The organism is Corynebacterium phocae (genome assembly GCF_008693075.1).
Classification (GTDB): domain Bacteria; phylum Actinomycetota; class Actinomycetes; order Mycobacteriales; family Mycobacteriaceae; genus Corynebacterium; species Corynebacterium phocae.
On sequence record NZ_VXKJ01000033.1, the window covers coordinates 31,370 to 50,752 of the forward strand.

Annotated in this window: 19 protein-coding genes; 15 read left to right on the plus strand and 4 right to left on the minus strand. The window is 59.3% G+C overall.

Translation table 11 applies throughout. The annotated features are described in order from the left end of the window. Window positions 1-40: 40 nt before the first annotated feature. The 5 genes from F4V58_RS03390 (at window position 41) to F4V58_RS12455 (ending at window position 6,390) form a co-directional block, all read left to right on the plus strand. The gene (locus F4V58_RS03390; protein ID WP_075733356.1) at window positions 41-1,378 is read left to right on the plus strand and encodes a glutamine synthetase family protein; all 1,338 of its coding nucleotides are present in this window, start codon (window positions 41-43) and stop codon (window positions 1,376-1,378) included. A gap of 5 nt (window positions 1,379-1,383) precedes the next feature. Further along, window positions 1,384-4,440: a bifunctional [glutamine synthetase] adenylyltransferase/[glutamine synthetase]-adenylyl-L-tyrosine phosphorylase gene (locus tag F4V58_RS03395; RefSeq protein WP_075733358.1), complete on the plus strand. Its 3,057-nt coding sequence runs from the start codon at window positions 1,384-1,386 to the stop codon at window positions 4,438-4,440. Window positions 4,441-5,337: 897 nt separating this feature from the next. Continuing rightward, window positions 5,338-5,703, plus strand: coding sequence for a hypothetical protein (locus tag F4V58_RS03400; protein WP_084559667.1), 366 nt, complete (start codon window positions 5,338-5,340; stop codon window positions 5,701-5,703). After that, window positions 5,704-6,141: a hypothetical protein gene (locus F4V58_RS03405; RefSeq protein ID WP_075733362.1), complete on the plus strand. Its 438-nt coding sequence runs from the start codon at window positions 5,704-5,706 to the stop codon at window positions 6,139-6,141. A gap of 81 nt (window positions 6,142-6,222) precedes the next feature. After that, window positions 6,223-6,390: a hypothetical protein gene (locus F4V58_RS12455; protein WP_157105755.1), complete on the plus strand. Its 168-nt coding sequence runs from the start codon at window positions 6,223-6,225 to the stop codon at window positions 6,388-6,390. Here F4V58_RS12455 and F4V58_RS03410 read toward each other — a convergent pair. After that, complete coding sequence (locus tag F4V58_RS03410) at window positions 6,387-7,658, minus strand: MFS transporter (RefSeq protein ID WP_150385696.1); 1,272 nt, start codon at window positions 7,656-7,658, stop codon at window positions 6,387-6,389. The two genes, F4V58_RS12455 and F4V58_RS03410, sit on opposite strands and share 4 nt — an antisense overlap. Before the next feature lie 39 nt (window positions 7,659-7,697). Here F4V58_RS03410 and thrC point away from each other — a divergent pair, with 39 nt between their 5' ends. The 6 genes from thrC to F4V58_RS03440 all read left to right on the plus strand — a co-directional run bounded on the left by thrC (window position 7,698) and on the right by F4V58_RS03440 (window position 11,948). Further along, window positions 7,698-9,131 carry a threonine synthase gene (gene thrC / locus F4V58_RS03415; RefSeq protein WP_075733364.1) on the plus strand — a complete coding sequence of 478 codons (1,434 nt, stop codon included), beginning with the start codon at window positions 7,698-7,700 and terminating at the stop codon, window positions 9,129-9,131. A gap of 7 nt (window positions 9,132-9,138) precedes the next feature. Next, window positions 9,139-9,327, plus strand: coding sequence for a hypothetical protein (locus F4V58_RS03420; protein ID WP_075733366.1), 189 nt, complete (start codon window positions 9,139-9,141; stop codon window positions 9,325-9,327). A 3-nt stretch (window positions 9,328-9,330) separates the two neighbouring features. Next, window positions 9,331-9,864: an NUDIX hydrolase gene (locus F4V58_RS03425; protein ID WP_075733368.1), complete on the plus strand. Its 534-nt coding sequence runs from the start codon at window positions 9,331-9,333 to the stop codon at window positions 9,862-9,864. Window positions 9,865-10,134: 270 nt separating this feature from the next. After that, complete coding sequence (locus F4V58_RS03430; protein ID WP_075733370.1) at window positions 10,135-10,467, plus strand: helix-turn-helix domain-containing protein; 333 nt, start codon at window positions 10,135-10,137, stop codon at window positions 10,465-10,467. A gap of 39 nt (window positions 10,468-10,506) precedes the next feature. Further along, window positions 10,507-11,328, plus strand: coding sequence for an ImmA/IrrE family metallo-endopeptidase (locus F4V58_RS03435; protein WP_075733372.1), 822 nt, complete (start codon window positions 10,507-10,509; stop codon window positions 11,326-11,328). After that, complete coding sequence (locus F4V58_RS03440) at window positions 11,325-11,948, plus strand: PIN domain-containing protein (protein ID WP_075733374.1); 624 nt, start codon at window positions 11,325-11,327, stop codon at window positions 11,946-11,948. The genes F4V58_RS03435 and F4V58_RS03440 overlap by 4 nt, the downstream gene beginning before the upstream one ends. 233 nt (window positions 11,949-12,181) lie before the next feature. Here F4V58_RS03440 and F4V58_RS03445 read toward each other — a convergent pair whose 3' ends face one another. Together F4V58_RS03445 and F4V58_RS03450 are read right to left on the minus strand one after the other, a co-directional pair. Beyond that, the gene (locus tag F4V58_RS03445) at window positions 12,182-12,559 is read right to left on the minus strand and encodes a hypothetical protein (protein ID WP_075733376.1); all 378 of its coding nucleotides are present in this window, start codon (window positions 12,557-12,559) and stop codon (window positions 12,182-12,184) included. Window positions 12,560-12,814: 255 nt separating this feature from the next. Next, window positions 12,815-14,098: a thymidine phosphorylase gene (locus F4V58_RS03450; RefSeq protein WP_075733378.1), complete on the minus strand. Its 1,284-nt coding sequence runs from the start codon at window positions 14,096-14,098 to the stop codon at window positions 12,815-12,817. A gap of 266 nt (window positions 14,099-14,364) precedes the next feature. On the opposite strand from F4V58_RS03450, the gene F4V58_RS03455 reads away from it, so the two are divergent. From F4V58_RS03455 to F4V58_RS03465, 3 genes are all read left to right on the plus strand, one after another. Next, a complete protein-coding gene (locus F4V58_RS03455; protein WP_075733380.1) occupies window positions 14,365-14,781 on the plus strand; it encodes a cytidine deaminase in 417 nt (138 codons plus the stop codon). An 82-nt stretch (window positions 14,782-14,863) separates the two neighbouring features. Then, on the plus strand, window positions 14,864-16,078 hold the full coding sequence (locus F4V58_RS03460) for a NupC/NupG family nucleoside CNT transporter (RefSeq protein ID WP_075733382.1): 1,215 nt from the start codon (window positions 14,864-14,866) through the stop codon (window positions 16,076-16,078). Window positions 16,079-16,341: 263 nt separating this feature from the next. Beyond that, window positions 16,342-17,301, plus strand: a complete 960-nt coding sequence (locus F4V58_RS03465; protein ID WP_150385697.1) for a hypothetical protein — start codon at window positions 16,342-16,344, stop codon at window positions 17,299-17,301. A gap of 136 nt (window positions 17,302-17,437) precedes the next feature. Here the strand turns inward: F4V58_RS03465 and F4V58_RS03470 are convergent, their stop codons facing one another. Then, window positions 17,438-18,415 carry a sugar-binding transcriptional regulator gene (locus F4V58_RS03470; protein WP_075733386.1) on the minus strand — a complete coding sequence of 326 codons (978 nt, stop codon included), beginning with the start codon at window positions 18,413-18,415 and terminating at the stop codon, window positions 17,438-17,440. A 295-nt stretch (window positions 18,416-18,710) separates the two neighbouring features. Between F4V58_RS03470 and F4V58_RS03475 the strand changes: the two genes are divergently transcribed. Beyond that, window positions 18,711-19,142, plus strand: coding sequence for a helix-turn-helix domain-containing protein (locus F4V58_RS03475; protein WP_075733388.1), 432 nt, complete (start codon window positions 18,711-18,713; stop codon window positions 19,140-19,142). Window positions 19,143-19,383: the final 241 nt, after the last annotated feature.

The window sequence follows — 19,383 nt, forward strand, 5'->3', positions numbered from 1 at the left end:
GTCTGCCAAGGCACCCGCGGATTTGGCTAAGGTTGACTGTATGAATAGCCAACACGAGTATGTCCTGCGCACCGTTGAAGAACGTGATATCCACTTCATTCGCCTGTGGTTTACCGATATTTTGGGAGCCCAGAAATCCGTAGTCATCTCCCCCTCGGAGCTGGAAAGTGCTTTTGAGGAGGGGATTGGCTTTGACGGGTCCTCGGTGGAGGGCATGTCGCGTATATCGGAGTCTGACACCATCGCGCTGCCGGACCCGTCCACGTTTCAAATCCTGCCCTTTGATAAAGATGACCCGCAGCTGCAAGCTGCGCGCATGTTCTGCGATATCGTGCAGCCGGACGGCAACGCCTCGCTGGTAGACCCACGGCAGATTCTTAGGCGGCATGTGGCGGAGGCGGCATCGGAGGGATTTACTGCCCAAGCCTCCCCGGAAATCGAATTTTTCCTACTCAAAGAGTACAAAGAAACCGGTTTGTTAGAACCCACAGACAACGGTGCCTACTTTGATCAGGCCAGCCAGAACTCCGCGCCGCGCTTTAGGTCTTATGCCATGCTGGCCTTAGAATCCATGGGAATTGCCACGGAGATGAGCCACCACGAAACCGCGCCCGGGCAACAAGAAATTGATCTTCGCCACGCGGATCTTCTCACCATGGCGGACCGGATTATCACCTTCCGCTACGTCATGAAGCGCGTGGCGCGGGACCAAGGCATTCACGCCACATTCATGCCCAAGCCTTTCCAGCTGTACTCCGGCAACGGCATGCACACGCACTTTTCCCTGTTTGAGGGAGAAACCAACGCCTTCCACGACCCGGATGATGAATTTGCGCTATCCACCACGGCCAAGCAGTTCATTGCCGGGGTCCTAGAGCACGCCAATGAGCTCACCGCTGTGACCAACCAATGGGCCAACTCCTATAAGCGCTTGATGTTTGGCAATGAGGCCCCCACTGCGGCCACCTGGGGCGTGTCCAACCGCTCTGCGTTGGTGCGCGTGCCCACCTACCGTCTGGAAAAGGCGGATTCGCGCCGGGTGGAAATCCGTTCCTTTGACTCCCTGGTCAACCCCTACCTGGGCTTTTCAGTGGTGCTCGCGGCCGGTCTGCGCGGCATCCGCGAAGGCTATGAGCTAGCGGACCCGGCTGAGGATGACGTCTACAACTTAAGCCACCGGGAACGCCGCGCAATGGGCTATAGGGACCTGCCAAAATCCCTGGACCAGGCGCTGCGAATTTTTGAAAAATCCGAGTTCATGGCAGACGTCCTGGGCGAGCACGTCTTTGAATTCTTCCTGCGCTCCAAGTGGGATGAGTGGCATGATTACCAGTCTCAAATCACCAACTTTGAGCGCCGGCTCAACCTGGACTTCTAAGACCCATGGCTACTTCTAGAAGCTCCGTTCCCTCCGCCGCCTCCCTGGGGCTGACCCGCCCCACTGCCACCCAAGACTTAGAGGCTTTGGGCTGGTTGACCGAAGAATCCGTGGATTTGCTGTGGCGCCTGGCCGCCGCCGGGGACGCGGACCAAGCCCTCAACCAGATGGTTAGGCTCAGCCAGGCCGCGCCCGACCTCCTGGACACAATGGCCCACGATGAGGCCTTAAGCGTACGCGTCCTGGCGCTGGTGGGCGGTTCCACCGCCCTGGGGGACCACCTGGCCGCCAACCCAGACAGCTGGCGGGAGCTGGCCAAGCCCCTGCCGGAACCGGAGGAATTCTTCCACGCCATGTTGAGCGCCGTGGACGCCGAACCGGCGGGCGGGGAGGGGGACCCGGCATCGGCGGCGTTGGACTGCCCTGGCACCTACCGCGCGGGCACCGCGGACGCGCAGCAGGCCCTCAAATCCACTTACCGTACGTTAATGATGCGCCTGGCCGCGCACGACCTGGCCGGCACGTTCTACTCCCGTAAAGGACTTAGCGCCCCGCAGCCAGAGGTCTCCTACACCCAAGTCACGGACCTGACCACCGCGCTTGCCGATGCCGCCTTAACTGCGGCCCTTGCCGTGGCCGTGCGCAAAGTCTACGGGGAGGCCGAACTGGACGGGCAGCTGGCAGTAATAGCGATGGGCAAGTGCGGTGCGCGGGAACTCAACTACATCTCTGATGTGGATGTCATCTTTGTGGGCTCGGAAGCAACGCCTAAGATTACGCGGCTGGCCAGTGAGTTTAACCGGATTGGTAGTACGTGTTTCTTCGAGGTAGACCCCAACCTGCGCCCGGAGGGTAAATCCGGGGCGCTGGTGCGCACGCTGGACTCGCACCTGAAGTACTACCAACGCTGGGCAGAAACCTGGGAGTTCCAAGCCCTGCTCAAGGCCCGCCCGCAGACCGGTTACCTGCCCCTGGGTGCCGAATACGTGGAATCTACGCGGCCTATGGTCTGGGCGGCCTCCCAGCGGGAATCCTTTGTTGAAGACGTCCAAGCCATGCGCCGGCGGGTGCTGGACAATGTGCCCGCTGACCTCCAGCTACGCGAGCTCAAACTGGGCAAAGGTGGCCTGCGGGACGTGGAGTTTGCGGTGCAGCTTTTGCAGATGGTCCACGGCCGGCATGATGAGTCCTTGCGGGTGCGCGGCACCGTGGAGGCGCTCAACGCACTGGTGGACGCCGGCTACGTGGGCAGGGAGGACGGCTCCCAGCTCATCGAGGCATACGAGCTCCTGCGGCTGTTGGAGCACCGGCTGCAATTAGAGCGTTTCCGGCGCACCCACCTGTTCCCCGCAGCGGACAACGAACGCGCCTGGCACCTGCTGGCCATCCGCTCCGGGTTCCGGGCGCATGAGCAAAATTCCGCCTCGCAGATGCTGGAGCGCCGCCTGCGCCAGCGCCGCGTTTTTGTCCAGGAGCTGCACTCGCGCCTGTTCTACCGCCCGCTGCTCAATTCCGTTGTGGACATGGACTCCGGCACGCTTGCCCTTAGCGCCGATGCCGCCAAGCTCCAGCTGGCAGCCTTGGGCTACAAGTACCCAGACCGGGCGTTTGAGCACCTTTCCTCACTGGCTTCCGGTACCTCGCGCAAAGCCCGGATCCAGCTCATTTTGCTACCAACTCTGATGAGCTGGCTGGCTTCCACCGCTGACCCGGACGCCGGACTGCTGAACTACCGCCGGCTTTCCGAGGCCGCCTTTGGGGCGGAATGGTTCCTCCGCAAACTGCGCGATGAGGGCATAGTGGGCCAAAGGCTCATGCACATCCTGGGCACCTCCCCATACGCCGCAGAACTTATCATCGCCGCCCCTGAAGTGGTCAAGCAATTCTCAGACGGTGCCACCGGGCCAAAGCTCCTAGAATCTGAGCCGGAGCGGGTATCTAACGCGCTGGTAAACGCCACCAAGCGCCACCAAGACCCGGACAAGGCCGTGGCAGTGGCGCGTTCGCTACGCCGGGTGGAACTGGCCCGGATTGCCAGCGCCTGCTTGCTGGGGCTGATGGACGTGCGCCAAGTGTGCTTTGAGTTATCTACCATCTGGAACGCGGTACTTGAAGCCGCCCTGCGCGCCGAAATCCGCGGATGGCAGCTAGGCCAGCCCGCGGAAGCGCCTAACCCGCTGGCGCGCATAGCAATCATTGGCATGGGCCGCCTGGGTGGCATGGAGCTAGGCTTTGGCTCTGATGCCGATGTTATTGTGGTAGCCGAGCCCGCCCCAGGCACCGAGGAACACCAGGCCATGGCCTGGGCCAAACGCATAGTGGACGGCTTGCGCCGGCGCCTGGCCAAACCCTCCGGGGATCCGCCCCTGGAAGTGGACCTGGGCCTGCGCCCGGAGGGCCGCTCCGGCGCAATCGTGCGCACCCTGGCCTCCTATGAAAGCTACTACTCCCGGTGGGGCGAATCTTGGGAGATGCAAGCCCTGCTGCGCGCCGCGTTCGTTGCCGGCGACGCCCAAGTGGGGCAGGAGTTTATGGCTATGATCGACAAATTCCGGTACCCGGAAGGCGGCGCTGGCCCCAAAACGATCCGGGACATCCGCCGCATGAAAGCGCGCGTGGATAACGAGCGCCTGCCGCGCGGCGCGGACCGCAACACCCACACCAAACTGGGGCGCGGCGCGCTCACCGACATCGAATGGACGGTCCAGCTGCTGACCATGATGCACGCCCACGAGCACCCGGCGCTGCGCGACCCCTCCACCCTGGGGACCCTGGCCACTTTGGAAGAAACCTCGCTTCTGGATTCTTCCCAGGTTGAGGCCCTGCGCACCTCGTGGATCATGGCCACCGAGGCCCGCAACGCGCTGGTGCTGGTGCGCGGCAAGCGCGTGGACCAGCTCCCGCAACCGGGGCCGCAGCTGGCCCAGGTGGCCGGGGCCACCGGCTGGCCACCCCAGGACAACCAGCAGTTCTTGGACGCCTACCTCAAGGCCACCCGCCGCGCCCGCCGCGTAGTAGACGAGGTCTTTTGGGGTGAAGTTGAGTCCATGGAGCACGACTAACCCGCCGGCGCGCCCCGGTCCTGTCCGCCCTTTTCAGGCTCCGGGCTGCCATTCATTGGAAGATAATGTTTCTGGAGGTGGGATTTCTGCCTTTTCTACCAGTGAGCGGCCATGCCGGTGGTCGTTCATTGGTAGATAATGTTTCTGGAGGCGGGGTTTGTGCCTTTTCTACCAATGAGTGGCCATGCCGGTGGTCGTTCATTGGTAGGTATTGTTTTTGGAGGTGGGGTTTGTGCCTTTTCTACCAGTGAGCGGCCATGCCGGTGGTCGTTCATTGGTAGATATTGTTTTTGGAGGTGGGGTTTCTGCCTTTTCTACCAATGAGCGCCGCCCAGGCGTTTGCAAGTTCCTCGCTTTCTGAAGCATCTCCGCACGGGGTACGGTTCCCCGTGGGCGCGTCGAAAGTCATCGGAGAGCACATGAGCAATCTCATTAAATAATGTGAACCAAAAAGTGTCCTCACGCTTGCCTTTGTCGGTTACAGCAATGAAGGGCTTGTCATCCTCGGAAAAACTGGCACCGGAGATCCGTGCTCCGGTGATATCCGGTTCGGCCAAAAATCCCAACCCCAACGGAATTCAGCAGCTGTTCCACCTCGGTTACAGTGCGTTCAACAGTCACTCTGCTTAACGCCCTGAGCGGAGGAATCAAGCATTCTAAGGCCTCATGGCCGAATTCAGTGTGAACAAGCAGGTCTATGGCCCGAGCTTTAACAATCTCGTACCAGGCCCACGCATGCCCAGGTTTGACTGCGTACGCCGCGATTTGTAGATGAGCAAGCACGGGAGCCGAAATTTCGATAGTCTCCACCTGGGAAGGAAACTGGCGGTTTCCTGGCAATTACTGGGCTGGGGGTGTCTGTGGCCCGGGGCGGGCATAGAATGGGGCCACAATGTAATGGAGAAAAATCTTTGTCCTGCGCACCTGCGCGCCGGGCCATTTTGGAGGGAAGAAGTTTTGGCACTTTCGCTGCGGCTTGATTTGGAAAAGGCCACCATCGCGGACCTGGAGGCGCTGCTAGCGGCGGCGCGTTCGGGCGGGGCTGACGGCGGTTCAGAGGTTTCCTTGGACGGAACCCAGCTGGTGATTGACGCGGATACCGCCGGAGCCCCCCGGCCTGCCCAGCCGGCCACCGCCCGGGAGCCTGAGTCCCCGGCTTCTAAAAGTGATTCCTTCCGGGACGCGGTGGCCCCGGTGGGTGACGCCGCCATCCGGACGGTCATTGACATCTTGTCCGGCCGCCAGAACCCGCAGGGGCGCTAGATGGAACCGAAGGCCATCGCGGGCTGGGTAGTAGGCGCTTTAGCGCTGGCGTTTTTGTTGAGTGCGGGCTATTTCCTTATGAACCGGGGCCCGGAGATTGAAAACCCGGTCACGGTAGCGCAGGCTGTCGCGGCACGCACCGGAGGAACGCCGGGGGAGCAGGGTTCTAGTTCGCGGCCTGGGGACCAGACCGTGATGGAGGAGCTGCTTTCTACCATCGGCCTGCCGGATGAGGCGGTAAAGAATTACGACCTCTCGGGCGTTCACTTTGATGAAGCCAAGCGTGCTGCGCTAATTGGCACGCTAGAAAGGTCTATCGATGAGGGCATGATGAGCGTGAGTGAGGCCCGCGCGGTGCTGAAGGCCTTCGATCTTGGCATCGTGGATACTGAGGTGCGGAACCTGGTCTTCGAGGACAGCTCTAGAAAGCGCCCTTAGAGCAAAGGTTTATAACTTTATTGGTAACGTCACAGGTTCAACCCCGGCTGCCCACAGGTTCCGGGGGCTAGAATAAGCCTTATGAGAGTGAAATATCACCTGTCCACAGTCGGTGGGTTTGCCCTTGCCATGGTAATTGCCCTGGTAGGTGGCACCGGGGCCGCGTCCGTGGTCAACACCTTCCCGGTGGAAAGTACCGTGTCCGCCACGCCACCCCCGGCCCAACCGGGCGGGGTGGAAAAGGGCTAACCCACCACTTGCGGCTTCACGCGGCGCACAGGCGCTTTGAAAAAGTGCGTGATGATAATGCCGGTGACGCTAATTACCCACAACAGGGCGCAATAACCGGCAGCGTGCCGGAAGGCGCCCCATTCCAGGGAGTCCGCCAAAAGCAGCCCCATGAGTTGGGCGCCCAACATGCCGGCTATGAAACCACCCATGTTGGCCAGGCCGGTGGCCGTGGCCACCACGTTTCCAGGCAGCCGTTCCCGGATCATGTCAAAGCCGTAGTTGGACACCGGCTGGGTGGCGGCCATAATTACGGCCATTACGCTGATTGCCAGAAATCCGCGGGGGTTAGGGCTCCAGAAAAACCAGATCCATCCCGCTAGCTGCAATCCGATGAAAACCAGTGTGGCCCAATCGCGGTAGCCGGACATGCGCGCGGAGAGCTTTCCGTGCAGCGGTCCCACAACTAGCAACGCCACGCTGGTCAGCGTGAGCACCGTCCCTGCCTGTGCGCCGGATAAACCCATAGCCTGGGTCATGAGGGGAACGCCCCACATCAGGGCAAACATGATGACGGTGAGCATCCCGCAGAAGTGGATGAAAAACGCGTTCCATACCGTGGCAGACCGCACCACCAGGGATAGCCGTGAGCGCAGGGGCTGTGCAGCGGCGGGTACGGCACCAGCGGGCGCGTCCGCAACTGCTAAGGAGGCTAGGACCGCAATGAGCACGCCCGCCGCGCCCAGGGAGATGAACGAGAATTGCCATCCGGCAAAGCCCAGCAGCCACATGAAGGGGAAAGCGGAGATGAACTGGCCAAGCTGTCCGGCCATGGCGGTAACTTGGGTGAACATGGGGGCGCGGTGCATGGGGAACCAGTAGGGCAGTATGCGCATGACTGCAAGGAAGGCGGTGGCGTCGCCCGCACCAATGAGTACGCGCGCCGCGATGGCCACGCCGTAGACGTGCGTGAACCCCAGCAGAATTTGGCCGATACCCATCACTAGCGCCCCGGTTATCAGCATGGCGCGCGGGCCAAACTTGTCTATGGCTACGCCGGTGGGGATTTGCGCGAGCGCGTAGGTGCCCACCTGGATGGAGGTAAAAACCGCAATGGCGGCGCTGTTGACGGCAAAGCGGTCCATGGCGTCCACACTGGCCACGCCAAATGAGGTCCGCCCGGCCACGGCCACGATGTAGACGGCCAGGCTGGCTAGCCACACAACCAGGGCTTTTGTGGTTACTACCTCGCGCGGGTTGGGGCTTAGGTGAATATTTTTTCCGGGCACGGGTGTAGAGTTTAGTCCCCAAACACTAAGCTGTTAGAGGTGAACTACCTATCTACGCGTGATGAAACCCGCACCCCCGCAACTTTTACCGATATTCTGCTTGGCGGCCTGGCACCGGACGGCGGGCTCTACCTGCCGGAATCTTATCCGGAGTTGAGTACTCAAACCCTGGATTCCTGGCGTGGCCTTGACTACCCGGACTTGGCTGCGGAAATTCTCAAGCTGTTTATAGATGATATCCCTGCGGATGACATTGAGGCTATAGCGCACCGCGCCTACACCCACCCTAAGTTTGCGTCCCCGGAGATAGTCCCGGTTACGGAGTTGGGGGAGGGCCTTTATATCGGGCACCTTTCTGAAGGCCCCACGGCTGCTTTTAAGGACATGGCCATGCAGCTTTTGGGTGAGTTGTTTGAGTATGAGCTGGCGCGCCGGGGTGAGACGCTTAACATTTTGGGCGCTACCTCGGGAGATACTGGGTCCTCGGCGGAGTATGCCATGCGTGGCCGGGACGGCATCCGCGTGTTTATGCTCACGCCCGCTGGCCGGATGACGCCTTTCCAGCAGGCGCAGATGTTTGGGCTGGATGACCCAAACATTTTCAACATCGCGCTAGACGGCGTCTTCGATGACTGCCAGGACGTGGTCAAGGCCGTTTCTTCCGATGCCTCCTTTAAGTCCCAGCACAAAATCGGTGCGGTCAATTCCATCAACTGGGCCCGGCTGATGGCCCAGATTGTCTATTACGTCAACTGCTACCTTAAGGTCACCGACAGCAGCGAGGAGAAGGTGTCCTTTTCCGTGCCTACCGGAAACTTTGGGGATATCTGCGCCGGTCATATCGCGCGTCAGATGGGTTTGCCCATTGACAAGCTCATCGTGGCAACTAACGAAAATGATGTGTTGGATGAGTTCTTCCGTACTGGTAGCTACCGGCCGCGGGGTTCAGCGGAAACGCACAAGACATCCTCGCCGTCCATGGATATCTCCCGGGCTTCGAACTTTGAGCGCTTTGTCCATGATCTCTTGGGTCGTGACCCCCAGCGCACCGCTGACCTGTTTGGCGTGAAGATTAAGCAGGGCGGGTTCCTGGTGGACGCCGCGGAGCTTAGCCGCGCCACGGAGGATTTTGGTTTCTTGTCCGGGTCTTCCACGCACGCGGACCGGCTGGCCACCATCCGGGATATCCAGGAACGCTTTGGCTACCTGGCTGACCCACATACCGCTGATGGCCTCAAGGTGGCCCAAGCGGTGCGGGAAGAATACGGGGTTGAAACTCCTATCATCTGCCTGGAGACCGCGTTGCCGGTGAAGTTCGCGGAGACCATTGAAGAGGCTCTGGGGGCGGCGCCGGAGATGCCGGAGCGTTTTGCCGGCATTATGGACCAGGACCGCCACGTAGCGGATCTCCCCAATGACGCCGGGGCGGTCAAAGACTTTATTTCCACATCCATCAACAAGACTGAGGTTTAATAACACCATGGGACAAGAACACTTTGCCGGACCTGAATACTTCACCGAGTTTGACCCGAAGAAGTTCATCCGCGATATGCAGATCTTGAAAGAGGATGAGGCCGCGGGTAAAAACACTATGGATGAGGCGCGGGCCGAAACCCAGGCGGAAACCCAGGCTCGGGACGTAGACTCCGCACCAGAAGGGGACCGCTAACAGGTGTCTACTCCTGAATACATCACCGCTTTGCGGGAAAAGGTGGGCCACCAGCAGTTGTTCTTGCCTTCCGTGACGGCCGTTATCGTCCGGGACGTGCCCATGGGTGCCTCGGTCTGGGAGGTACCCAGCACATTGTTGGCCCGGCGTGCGGATACCGGGGACTGGGCGCCCGTGGCGGGAATCTGTGAGCCGGGGGAGGACCTGGCCGCCACCGCCATTCGGGAGGTTAAAGAAGAGGTGGGCTTAGATGCCCGCGTGGAGGCTCTGTTGGGAGCCGGCAAGGTGGGGCCGGTTACCTATGCCAATGGTGATGAGTGCATGTTCATGGACACTACTTTGCGCTTGAGTGTGGACCCGGCAGCCGAGCCAGTGGTCAGTGATGAGGAGAACCTGGAGGCCGGCTGGTTTTCTGTGGCGCACCTGCCGCGTTCGCTTTCCGCGCGGCACCGCCTGGTCATTGCGGACGGCGTGGCGCAGCTCAAGCACCCCACCGGTTTCAAACCCCGGGTGGGCTACGTCAAGCGCACTCGCTAGTACCCACGCCCCAGCTCCGCGCCCCTAGCTTTTCGCCGCTCCGCGCAGCCAGCTCCGGGCCGCCAGCTCCGCGCCCCTAGCTTTTCGCCGCTCCGCGCAGCCAGCTCCGGGCCGCCAGCTCCGGGACCGTGTCGATCCCGCACCCCAGCTCCGGGACCGTGTTGAGGCCGCACCCCAGCTCCGCAGGCGGCGTCTGCCGCCCCTGGGTTTGCTGTGCTACTGTAGGCTAAATCAGGTAAAAAACAATGATTCAGGCAGTGAAGGGGTGTCATGTCGCGCACGGAACACGCGAAGCGCATTGCCAATGCTCTTGTGCAGGTCAATATGTCACAGAGGCAGTTGGCTGAGCTCAGTGGGATCTCCCAGTCCACGATCAGCCGGATCATCGCTGGAGATAGGCAGGTTACGGCACCAGAGCTCATGCTCTTTGCGCACGCTATGGGACTTACCCTCCGGCAACTATTGGGAACGGATGTGGCTTCGCGTATCAAGCTGTCCGCACGCTCCACCAATGGCGCTGCCATGGAGACTATGCGTGCCCGCCTAATCTATCTAGCGGAAATCGATTTGTTTTTAGAAGACCAAGGGATACCGTCCCAATAAAATCTGGCGTGCTGTGGAACAAGAAAAAGGAGGAACGCTGTGAGTAATGAAGCCGAAGGTCGGGCCTTGGCAGCGAAGTTCCGCAAGGAGCACGGTTTGGGCTCTCGCCCAATCGGGGACTTGGTGGCGGTCGTGGAACAAGCAACCGGTGCCATGGTGGATATATTCGACGCCCCCAGGGATGAACACGGCCTTTCCATTCTGGACCCGAAAACCGGGAAGGTGTTTATTGCCGTGGCACGCACTCCACACCCCATGCGGCAGCGAAGCTCCTTGGCACACGAGTTGGGACATGTCCTGTCTCACGATTTCGCAGATGAGATAGCATGTGGCAGGAACGCCGCAGAAATAAGGGCGGACGCATTTGCGCGGCATCTTTTGATCCCGCAAGAGGGCCTCAAGGAAATGGCGCCGCCGCCCGGAACAGATATCACTGCTACGTTATCGAAAATCGTACAGAGGTTCCTAGTTTCGCCGAAGATAGCCCTCATTGCTATGCGGGATTTTGGCATCGTAGACGCGTCGCAGTGCCAGGCATTGGGCGATCTAGTAACCACTCCAAGCCTTGCCCTCCGCTACGGCTGGGACGCCGAATATAGGGCACTAGCTAATGAATCCAATTCCCGGAGGGCACCCCAGCAGCTGTTGTCCCGTGCCGTTGCCGGTTATCAGTGCGGGGTGGTATCACCTGTAACCATCGGCGCATTGCGTGGCGTCTCCCCGCAGCGCGCTGAGCAGGATCTCCGCGAGGCTGGGGTAGTACCCCACGAGGAAACTCCACCGCCGTTGAACTGGGAAGATATGAGTTCGGGTTCGCCCTGGGCTAACGACGTCAGGGCTGGGGCAGCTGGCCACGCATGAAATCTCGTACCTCCAACATCGTGGACGCCGGCCCGGCACTGAACTTTATGTCGATTAACCAGGAGCGTCTACTAGTTGAGGTACTTGGGGATCTGTGCGCGCCGGAGGTGGTCTACAAAGAGGTGGTAGGCAAGTCGAAGACCGACGCGAGGTTTTCCCCTGCTCAGAAAGTATTGGATAAGCTTGTCAATGCCGGCCGGTTTACTATCCTATCTGACGCGCCCTTGCCTGAAATCCTGGAAGTCTTAGAGAGACTGAATGATTTGCCCCCGATGGACCAGCTCGCTAGTCCGAAAGATCTGGGGGAGAAGATGGCTATCGCCCACGCAGTAACAAGAGCGGAGGCAGGTGGCAACTGCCTACTTTTAATTGACGATGGCGGGGGTCGCGCGTTGGCCAAAAAAGAGATCGGGCGTCTTGGCCGCGGAAAACTCATGGGGAATAAACGTTCCGGGCAAATTTGGCTAGTTTCCACAGAGGATATTCTTGCCCGGGCGGTACACCTGGGACTGATTGCCACCATGGATGCGCTAAAGAAACTCTATGGCAGGATGCGCGCCTTGGATGATGGTCTGGTGCCGTTCTCCGATAGCCGCCTTTCAGGGATAAAGTTCATTTGAATTGACCGAGTTCTGATTGGTAGTAGTCTCTAGCGCCATGGGGCGAAAACCACCCCCGTGACAATGGACGTGCCAGGCACAAGCTTTGCCGGTGGTACTTCTCCGGCGCCGGCGGGAACTTCCAGGCAAACCCGTGCGTACGACGAGGAGCGTCGAGCAGGGGAAGCGGGGAGAATAAGATAAGAAATACCGGGACCTAAACTTTGGTCCCGGCCCTTTGCTTGAGGGTTTAGCTAGCTGGGGATGATGTGGGCATCCTTGGCCCACGTGTAGAGCCCGCCCAGCAGGATTACGGCCACAGAGGTGCCCCAGAGGATGTCAAAGGTAGTACCGAATTTGTAGTCGTTGACGTAGTCGTTTTTCACCGAGCTGCCCAGTGCGGCTGCGTCATTAGGGCTGTGTGTAGCCGCCCAGCCGAGCAAGGCAGGGGAGACCTCCCCATTCTGGAACTTTTTCAGCGCCCAGTCTTGGTAGTAGTAATCGTCGTCCCGGACCTCGGAGGAGGTTTCGGGCATGCGATACCCGCCGGCCAAAGCCGGTGCGGTGGACAGGGGCAAAGTCAGAGACAGGGCCGTGGCAGCCGCTACTAAGGCGGTTCCAAAACGGGACATGGGGGCTCCTTTGAGAGATTTCTTAAGCGGACGGTTGTCCAGCCAATAGCTATTATAGTTTTGCATTAAAACTAGGCAAAATCTATGGGTCTGGTGAACTGGAGAACCGGCATTTCCGCAGTTAAAGGCGAAGTCCTACGGGCTAGGGAAACGTAAAAAATCAGGCCCGGGGAATCTCCCCAGGCCTGTATTTTTTGTTTCTAGTCCGGTGCGCTGGAGGCGTGCTCTACGGCCCAGCCCGGAGATCTTCCTGGCTTAGACAATCTTGTCCAGGATAATCTTGCGCTCCGCTGGCTTTTCATCGCCAATCTTGAGCCCGGTGTTGATGGATTCAAGAGCGCGCTCAAAGCGGTCCGGGGTCTCGGTGTGCAGAGTGAGCAGCTTCTGGCCCTTGGTGACTTTCTCACCCAGCCCGGCGTGGATTTCAATGCCGGCGGTCAGCTGCACCGGGTCCTCCTTGCGGGCGCGGCCTGCCCCCAGGCGCCAGGATCCCACACCCAGCGCTAGGGCGTCGAGCTCGCTGACAAAGCCGTCGCGGTCTGCGAACACTTCGTGGGTGTGCGGTGCGCGCGCCAACTTGGCATCGGGATCACCGCCCTGGGCCTTAATCATCTTGCGCCAGGAGTCCATGGCGCGGCCGTCTTTGAGCGCTTCCTCGACATCGGCGTCGTGGACGCCGGCCATCTCCAGCATGTGGCGGGCTAGCTCGCAGGTGATTTCTACCAGGTCTGCCGGGCCACCGCCTTGGAGGACCTCAATGCTTTCCTCAACCTCCAGGCCGTTGCCAATCTTGCGGCCCAGCGGGACATTCATGTCAGTCAGCAGCGCGCGGGTGTCCACACCGGCGTCGCGGCCCAGCTGCACCATGGTCTCAGCCAGCTGGCGGGCCTTGTCAAACTCCTTCATGAAAGCGCCGGTGCCCACCTTGACGTCCAAGACTAGGGAGGAGGTGCCCTCGGCAATCTTCTTGCTCATGATGGAAGAGGCAATCAGCGGGATGCAGTCCACGGTGGCGGTGATATCGCGCAACGCGTAAATTTTCTTATCCGCAGGTGCCAGGCCCGCGCCGGCGGCGGCCACCACGGCACCGGAGTCTTCCAGGATCTTCATCATCAGGTCATTGGGGACATCGGCCTTCCATCCGGGGATGGCTTCCAGTTTGTCTAGCGTTCCGCCGGTGTGGCCTAGGCCGCGGCCGGAAAGCTGTGGCACGGCCACGCCGTAGGAAGATACCAGCGGGCCCAGTGGGAGAGTGACCTTATCACCCACGCCGCCGGTGGAGTGCTTGTCCGTGGTGGGCTTGCTCAGCGAGTCAAAGTTCATGGTCTCACCGGAGTCAATCATGGCTTGGGTCCAGTCCACGATTTCGCGGCGGTCCATGTCCCGGATGAAGATAGCCATGTTGAGCGCGGCCATTTGTTCATCTCCAACAACGCCGCGGGTGTAGGCGTCAATGACCCAGCGGATCTCATCCGTGCTGAGCTCCCCGCCGTCACGCTTGGTGCGGATTATGTCTACAACGTCAAACTTTTCAGCCATGTGCTGTCCCTTCTGAAGTGATTCTTGGTTCATAAAGTGATGCAAGACACCCGAAAAGGAAAAGCCGGATCAAGTCTCTTGCTTTCAACTTAGCCCCAGATTATCATTATTTCCAGAACAATTGTCAAGGTAAATGTTTCCATATGTTCACGCTCATCGGTGGGGCGTAACCTGCTTTCGCGGGCCACGGTTCTGCCCTTTGGGTGAGGCCATGTCCTTGACGGTTCTCTCTTGTCAACTCACCTATAGAGAAAGAGTCTGCGGGTATGAAAACTTCCCCACTCGAGCTTCTGGAAGCGGCCCGTGATGCCGCGGGCCACGCCTACGCGCCGTATAGCCAATTTCCCGTTGGTGCCGTCATTGAAATGCAAGATGGCACGCGTTATGACGGGTGCAACGTGGAAAACGCTAGTTACGGGCTCACGTTGTGTGCTGAGCGAAATGCCATCACCACCATGATTGCCCAGACCACCGGCACCAACCCGGCCGCGCGCCGGATAAAGCGGGTGGCAATCGTTGGGCTTAAGGCCAAGCCTTGCTGGCCGTGCGGCGCTTGCCGCCAGGTGTTGCGGGAGTTTGGCACCCAAGAAGTCATTGTGGAAGGCGATGGGGGAGAGCCCCTAGTCACAAGCTTTGAGGAGCTGCTCCCGCATTCCTTTGGCCCGGAAGACTTGGGCTCCTAAGCCGGTGCCCAGCGCAGGCTAAAACCCACACAAAATCTGCCGCAGGTTAAAGCGCGGTAAAAATAACAGAAAGAAATTTAACATGGAACGTTTTCAAGGACTCATTGGCATTGTCCTGATCCTGGCTCTCCTTTTGAGCTTGTCAAACGCCAAGCGTCACATTAACTGGCGCACCCTGGGCGTAGGCCTGGGACTCCAGGTTCTCTTTGCCCTCCTGGTGCTGAAATGGGAGCCCGGTTTCCATGGCCTCAAGGCTGTGGCCGGCGCGTTGGAAAAGCTCATTGACTTCACCAATGAAGGCACCTCCTTTGTCTTCGGTGGGCTGTTTGGCGAAGACAATGGATTTATCTTTGCGCTCAACGTGCTGCCGGTGATTATCTTCCTGGGCGCTATTATTGGCGCGCTGTACTACCTGCGTGTCTTGCAGTGGTTTGTGGAGATTGTGGGCACCGCGCTCAACAAGGTTATGGGCACCTCCAAGGTGGAGTCCGTGTGGGCGTCCACGGTTATCTTCCTGGGGCAGTCTGAGGCCCCGCTGGTTATCCGCCCCTGGTTGCCGCATCTGACCCGCAGTGAGCTGTTCGCTTGTATGACCGGTGGCTTTGCCTCCGTGGCCGGTTCCACGCTGGTGGGCTACTCGCTGCTGGGTGCGCCGCTGCCGTACCTGTTGGCGGCATCGGTTATGAACGCCCCTGGCTCCTTGTTGGTGGCTAAGGCGCTCATGCCAGAGACCGAGGAATCCAAGGTCAACGCCAATGTCCGCAACATGCGCGATGAGCAGTCCCGCAACCTGATTGACGCCATTGGTACCGGCGCTATGTCCGGCGGCCGTATTGCGGTTACCGTGGCCTGCCTCCTGGTGGCTTTCATTGCTGGTATTGCTATGCTCTCTGCGCTGCTGGGCGGTATTGGCAACATGTTCGGCCAAGAGGGCTGGTCCCTGGAGGGTCTGTTTGGCATCTTGTTCTCTCCTTTGGCGTGGGCCATTGGTGTGCCTTGGGATGAGGCCGGCCTGGTGGGTAACTTCATTGGGCAAAAGACCATTATCAATGAGTTCGTGGGCTACACCTCCTTCTCTGAGCACGTTGACACCCTGAGTGATAAGTCCATCATGCTGACCTCTTTCGCGCTGGCTGGCTTTGCCAACCTGTCTTCCATTGCTATCCAGATTGGTTCCATTGGTGCCCTCGTGCCGGAGCGCCGCTCTGAGGTTGCTTCTTTGGGTATGAAGGCCCTGTTTGGCGGGTTCTGCACCAACATGCTCAACGCGGCAATTGTGGGCGTGGTGGTCTTCTAGGGCTGCCCGCAACTTCCGCATTAGCTGGTCACCTTCGGGTGGCCAGTTTTTTAATCCTCGCCAAAACTAGACAAAGCTGTCTATTTTGTGTTAGGTTGGTTACCGATCCAGAAACCAATAATTCCAGGGCCTCGACCCATTGGTTGGCAACCGTTGCTCGCTCAAGAAAATCCACGCGGTGCCCATCGAGTGAAAAAGATCAGCCTGGCCCACGCACCCGTGCGCCTTGAACCGACGAGTATTTTTGGAAAGGTATCCATCTCATGGAACCCCATATGCAGGTCTGCTTTGACTATGCCCCCGGCCATAAAGCCCACCACACCTTAATCAGCCTGGCCAAGCGCCAGGACGCCTTTGCTGATGTTGCCGATGCCGCCATCACAGCAGGCCGCGTCACCTTCCGCGACGCAGAAGGCAAGGTGCACGAGCGCTATCTTCACGATGCCCCCGTGGCCGCCGCCTTCCAGCAACTCCTGGCCGGCACGCAGCCCGCGTCACCGGCTATCCAGTGGGCCCCATCCTTCGGGCTGCTGGCAGTGGGGGACCACGACGCTGCCACTGAAGCCGGCCAGCGGTATTTCCACGTGGCAAAGTACCCCGACTGCGTGCCGGCCCCAGCACCCAGTCGCTGCGGCGCGAACTCCGCCGGCCACCGCCCGTTCTTTGTCAAGCAGCTCCACGTCTTCAACCGGGGTCTGGACGGCTATGAGACGGTGGAGTTCCTCTTCCGTGAAGGCCGCGCCTTTAGCTTCTATTCACCCACGAAGGGACAGGTCACCGGCTGGGGCCACGATGAGCAGATGCTAGACCACGCCGTGCGCACCCTGCGTGATAGCGATATGGAGCTGCGCTTTTGGCCCGTGGCGCGGGATTTGGCCGTCATCAAAGGCGGCGGCGGGATGATGCTGAGCCTGGCTGAGTCTGATGCTCCTTGCAACCTCTACGAACAGCGCGCTGCGGCGGGCACCCGCACCGCCCACGGGATCCAGGCGGAGATCCCTAACAGCCAAGCCGGTGGCAGCCCCATCCCCATCTGCGTGGAGGACGTGGGCGACAATGAGCGCAGCCCCATGGCCGGGGTTCACGAATACCTGGCCATGCTCCGGAAACAGTGGGCCGAGGAGGCTGCTGCGGAAGCGGCCGCTAAAGCAGAAGAACGAGCAAAGAACGCCGCCATGGCAAAAGCTGTAAGGGACGCCTTCAGAAAGGACAGGGGAGAATAACCATCAGCCGGCAACAAACCACGAACCGCCAGCGGGCCGCTAGCTGGCAGCACCAGCACACCACTAGCCAGCAACCGCCAACGGGCCGCTAGCCGACAGCACCGGCAAGGCTCCAAACACCAGGCCAGCCGGGGCTCTAGCTGGCCGCCTCCGGATGGTTGCTCAGGGAATGCTGCTCCACCAGCTTAGACGCGGTGGCGTTGTCAATGACCAGGTGCGTGGCCAGGCCCATTTTCAGGGCGGTGTCTATGGCCTGTGCCTTTTCCAGCCCGCCGGCTACTAGGAGCTTGGTGGGCCGGGTGCTAAGTTCCTCAAGGCTAATCCCCACGGTGCGCTCGTCTACGCTGGGCACCGCCACCTCCCCGGTGGCGGTGAAAAACCGCGAGCACGCGTCTCCCACCGCGCGGCCGGTGATGAGCTCAAACTCATCATCGCTGAGGTAGCCCATATTAAGGGGCAGGGAATCCGGATTTACTGAACCCACGGTGAACACGACCACGTCCGTTTGCCGGCCCATTTCTAACACGCTGGCAATATGCCGGTCGCTTTCCACCGTCTGTTTGACCTCCACGTTGTCAAAGATGACCGGGAGGGGGAGCGTGCGGGCAAAGGCGTCAAAGGCCGCGCAGAAACGGTTGATGGTTTCCAAATCATTGGTCGAGCGCTTGGTGTAGCTCAGCCCGCCCTTGAGCTGCACAATCTCCACGCCCGTGTGGCTTCTGTGCTTGAGCGCCTTGGCCACGGCATACATTGTTGCGCCCCAACTCACGCCCACCAGAAATCCGTCCTCCACCAAGTCCTCCAGGACCAGGGCACCAATGCGCCCTAGCTCTTTGGTCACCGCCTCTGGGTTCTTGGCGGTGGTCTGGGAAATCCGGACGTTGGCCAGGCCATAAGACCCGTAGATGTCTAGTAGTGACTCCGTAAGCGAGCTTCCTTGCTCCCGCGGGTCACGTACCTCAATGACCACAAAGCCGCGTTCTTTGGCATAAGCCAAAAGTTTGGCCACCGTAGGCCTGGAAACGCCAATCTCAGCGGCAACCTCAGCCTGACTCATACCGCTTTCGTAGTAGAGCTTTGCCGCTTGGAGGGACTGTTCGTCTTTAAGCTGCATGTAGATAACTCTAACACTCGGAGTAAATCAGAGCCGCTAAACAGACTTGCGGGCGGAGACGGGCTAGCTTTCTGCGGAGGTGGAATTGTTGCTAAACCTAGCGCGTTGAGATAGCCTGCCAAGTAAAGTGCGTGACATCTGTGACAGTTAAATTAGTTGTATTGGCCAGATCGTTTTCCGTCTAACTTCTTCTCCCAGATTCCGGAGAAATTCTCCTGTTGGAAGTTCCAGAAGCTAGAGCGGATAAAGAGGTGTTGAAGTATCGCAGAAATCAACCAAGGGATAGGAAAATTTTATGAAAACTATTTACACCGATTCTCCTAGTACGGAAAACCGTAGTCACGCTCTAACTGCTGAAGGTTTTTCCGAATTAAAATCACTAATTGAAGATAATGTTGTTGAGGATGCCAATCTTCGCAATTTTCTCAAAACCTTTCTCGACTGCGTCAATAGCGGCAATGACATTGTTGCTATTCCGGCTGATGAGGCTGTTTCCCCAAATAAGGCAGCGGGTATACTCTCGATGAGTCGCACTCATCTGTACAAACTGCTTGATCGTGGAGAGATTCCATTTCACCGCGTCGGACGTGATCGCAGGATTTTCCTTAAAGATATCAACGAGTACGTTGCGCGCCGTGAGGGATACCGGAAACAACTTGCTGAAGATTTCGCTAGGCTAGATGCTCTCCAGGCCGAAGCGATCGATGAGCTAGCGGAAAGTTTCTAAAATGCCACTGATCCGATGACAAGTTATTATTGAGAGATGATGAATGATCCGGACAGGCAGGCGCGGCCGACACTGCGCATGCTCCAAGAAGATCTTACTTCGGGGTGGAGGGACCCCCGGATAGAGCGAATCATAGCTGCGGGGGATTACACTTCGCTTCACCCTCTGACCGAGCTCGCTCACCCACTGATTCAAAAAGCAGGGGGCTGCTTTGGCCCTAACCGCCAAGATGATAACCCGG

Excerpts from the sequence above, each read along its gene's own strand:
- F4V58_RS03465 (WP_150385697.1), top strand. The coding sequence starts at position 16,342 with ATGGAACCCCATATGCAGGTCTGCTTTGACTATGCCCCCGGCCATAAA.
- F4V58_RS03475 (WP_075733388.1), top strand. The coding sequence starts at position 18,711 with ATGAAAACTATTTACACCGATTCTCCTAGTACGGAAAACCGTAGTCAC.
- F4V58_RS03390 (WP_075733356.1), top strand. The coding sequence starts at position 41 with ATGAATAGCCAACACGAGTATGTCCTGCGCACCGTTGAAGAACGTGAT.
- F4V58_RS03460 (WP_075733382.1), top strand. The coding sequence starts at position 14,864 with ATGGAACGTTTTCAAGGACTCATTGGCATTGTCCTGATCCTGGCTCTC.
- F4V58_RS03450 (WP_075733378.1), bottom strand. The coding sequence starts at position 14,098 with ATGGCTGAAAAGTTTGACGTTGTAGACATAATCCGCACCAAGCGTGAC.
- F4V58_RS03455 (WP_075733380.1), top strand. The coding sequence starts at position 14,365 with ATGAAAACTTCCCCACTCGAGCTTCTGGAAGCGGCCCGTGATGCCGCG.
- F4V58_RS12455 (WP_157105755.1), top strand. The coding sequence starts at position 6,223 with ATGAGAGTGAAATATCACCTGTCCACAGTCGGTGGGTTTGCCCTTGCC.
- F4V58_RS03405 (WP_075733362.1), top strand. The coding sequence starts at position 5,704 with ATGGAACCGAAGGCCATCGCGGGCTGGGTAGTAGGCGCTTTAGCGCTG.
- F4V58_RS03445 (WP_075733376.1), bottom strand. The coding sequence starts at position 12,559 with ATGTCCCGTTTTGGAACCGCCTTAGTAGCGGCTGCCACGGCCCTGTCT.
- F4V58_RS03400 (WP_084559667.1), top strand. The coding sequence starts at position 5,338 with ATGGAGAAAAATCTTTGTCCTGCGCACCTGCGCGCCGGGCCATTTTGG.
- F4V58_RS03440 (WP_075733374.1), top strand. The coding sequence starts at position 11,325 with ATGAAATCTCGTACCTCCAACATCGTGGACGCCGGCCCGGCACTGAAC.
- F4V58_RS03430 (WP_075733370.1), top strand. The coding sequence starts at position 10,135 with ATGTCGCGCACGGAACACGCGAAGCGCATTGCCAATGCTCTTGTGCAG.
- F4V58_RS03470 (WP_075733386.1), bottom strand. The coding sequence starts at position 18,415 with ATGCAGCTTAAAGACGAACAGTCCCTCCAAGCGGCAAAGCTCTACTAC.
- F4V58_RS03420 (WP_075733366.1), top strand. The coding sequence starts at position 9,139 with ATGGGACAAGAACACTTTGCCGGACCTGAATACTTCACCGAGTTTGAC.
- F4V58_RS03395 (WP_075733358.1), top strand. The coding sequence starts at position 1,384 with ATGGCTACTTCTAGAAGCTCCGTTCCCTCCGCCGCCTCCCTGGGGCTG.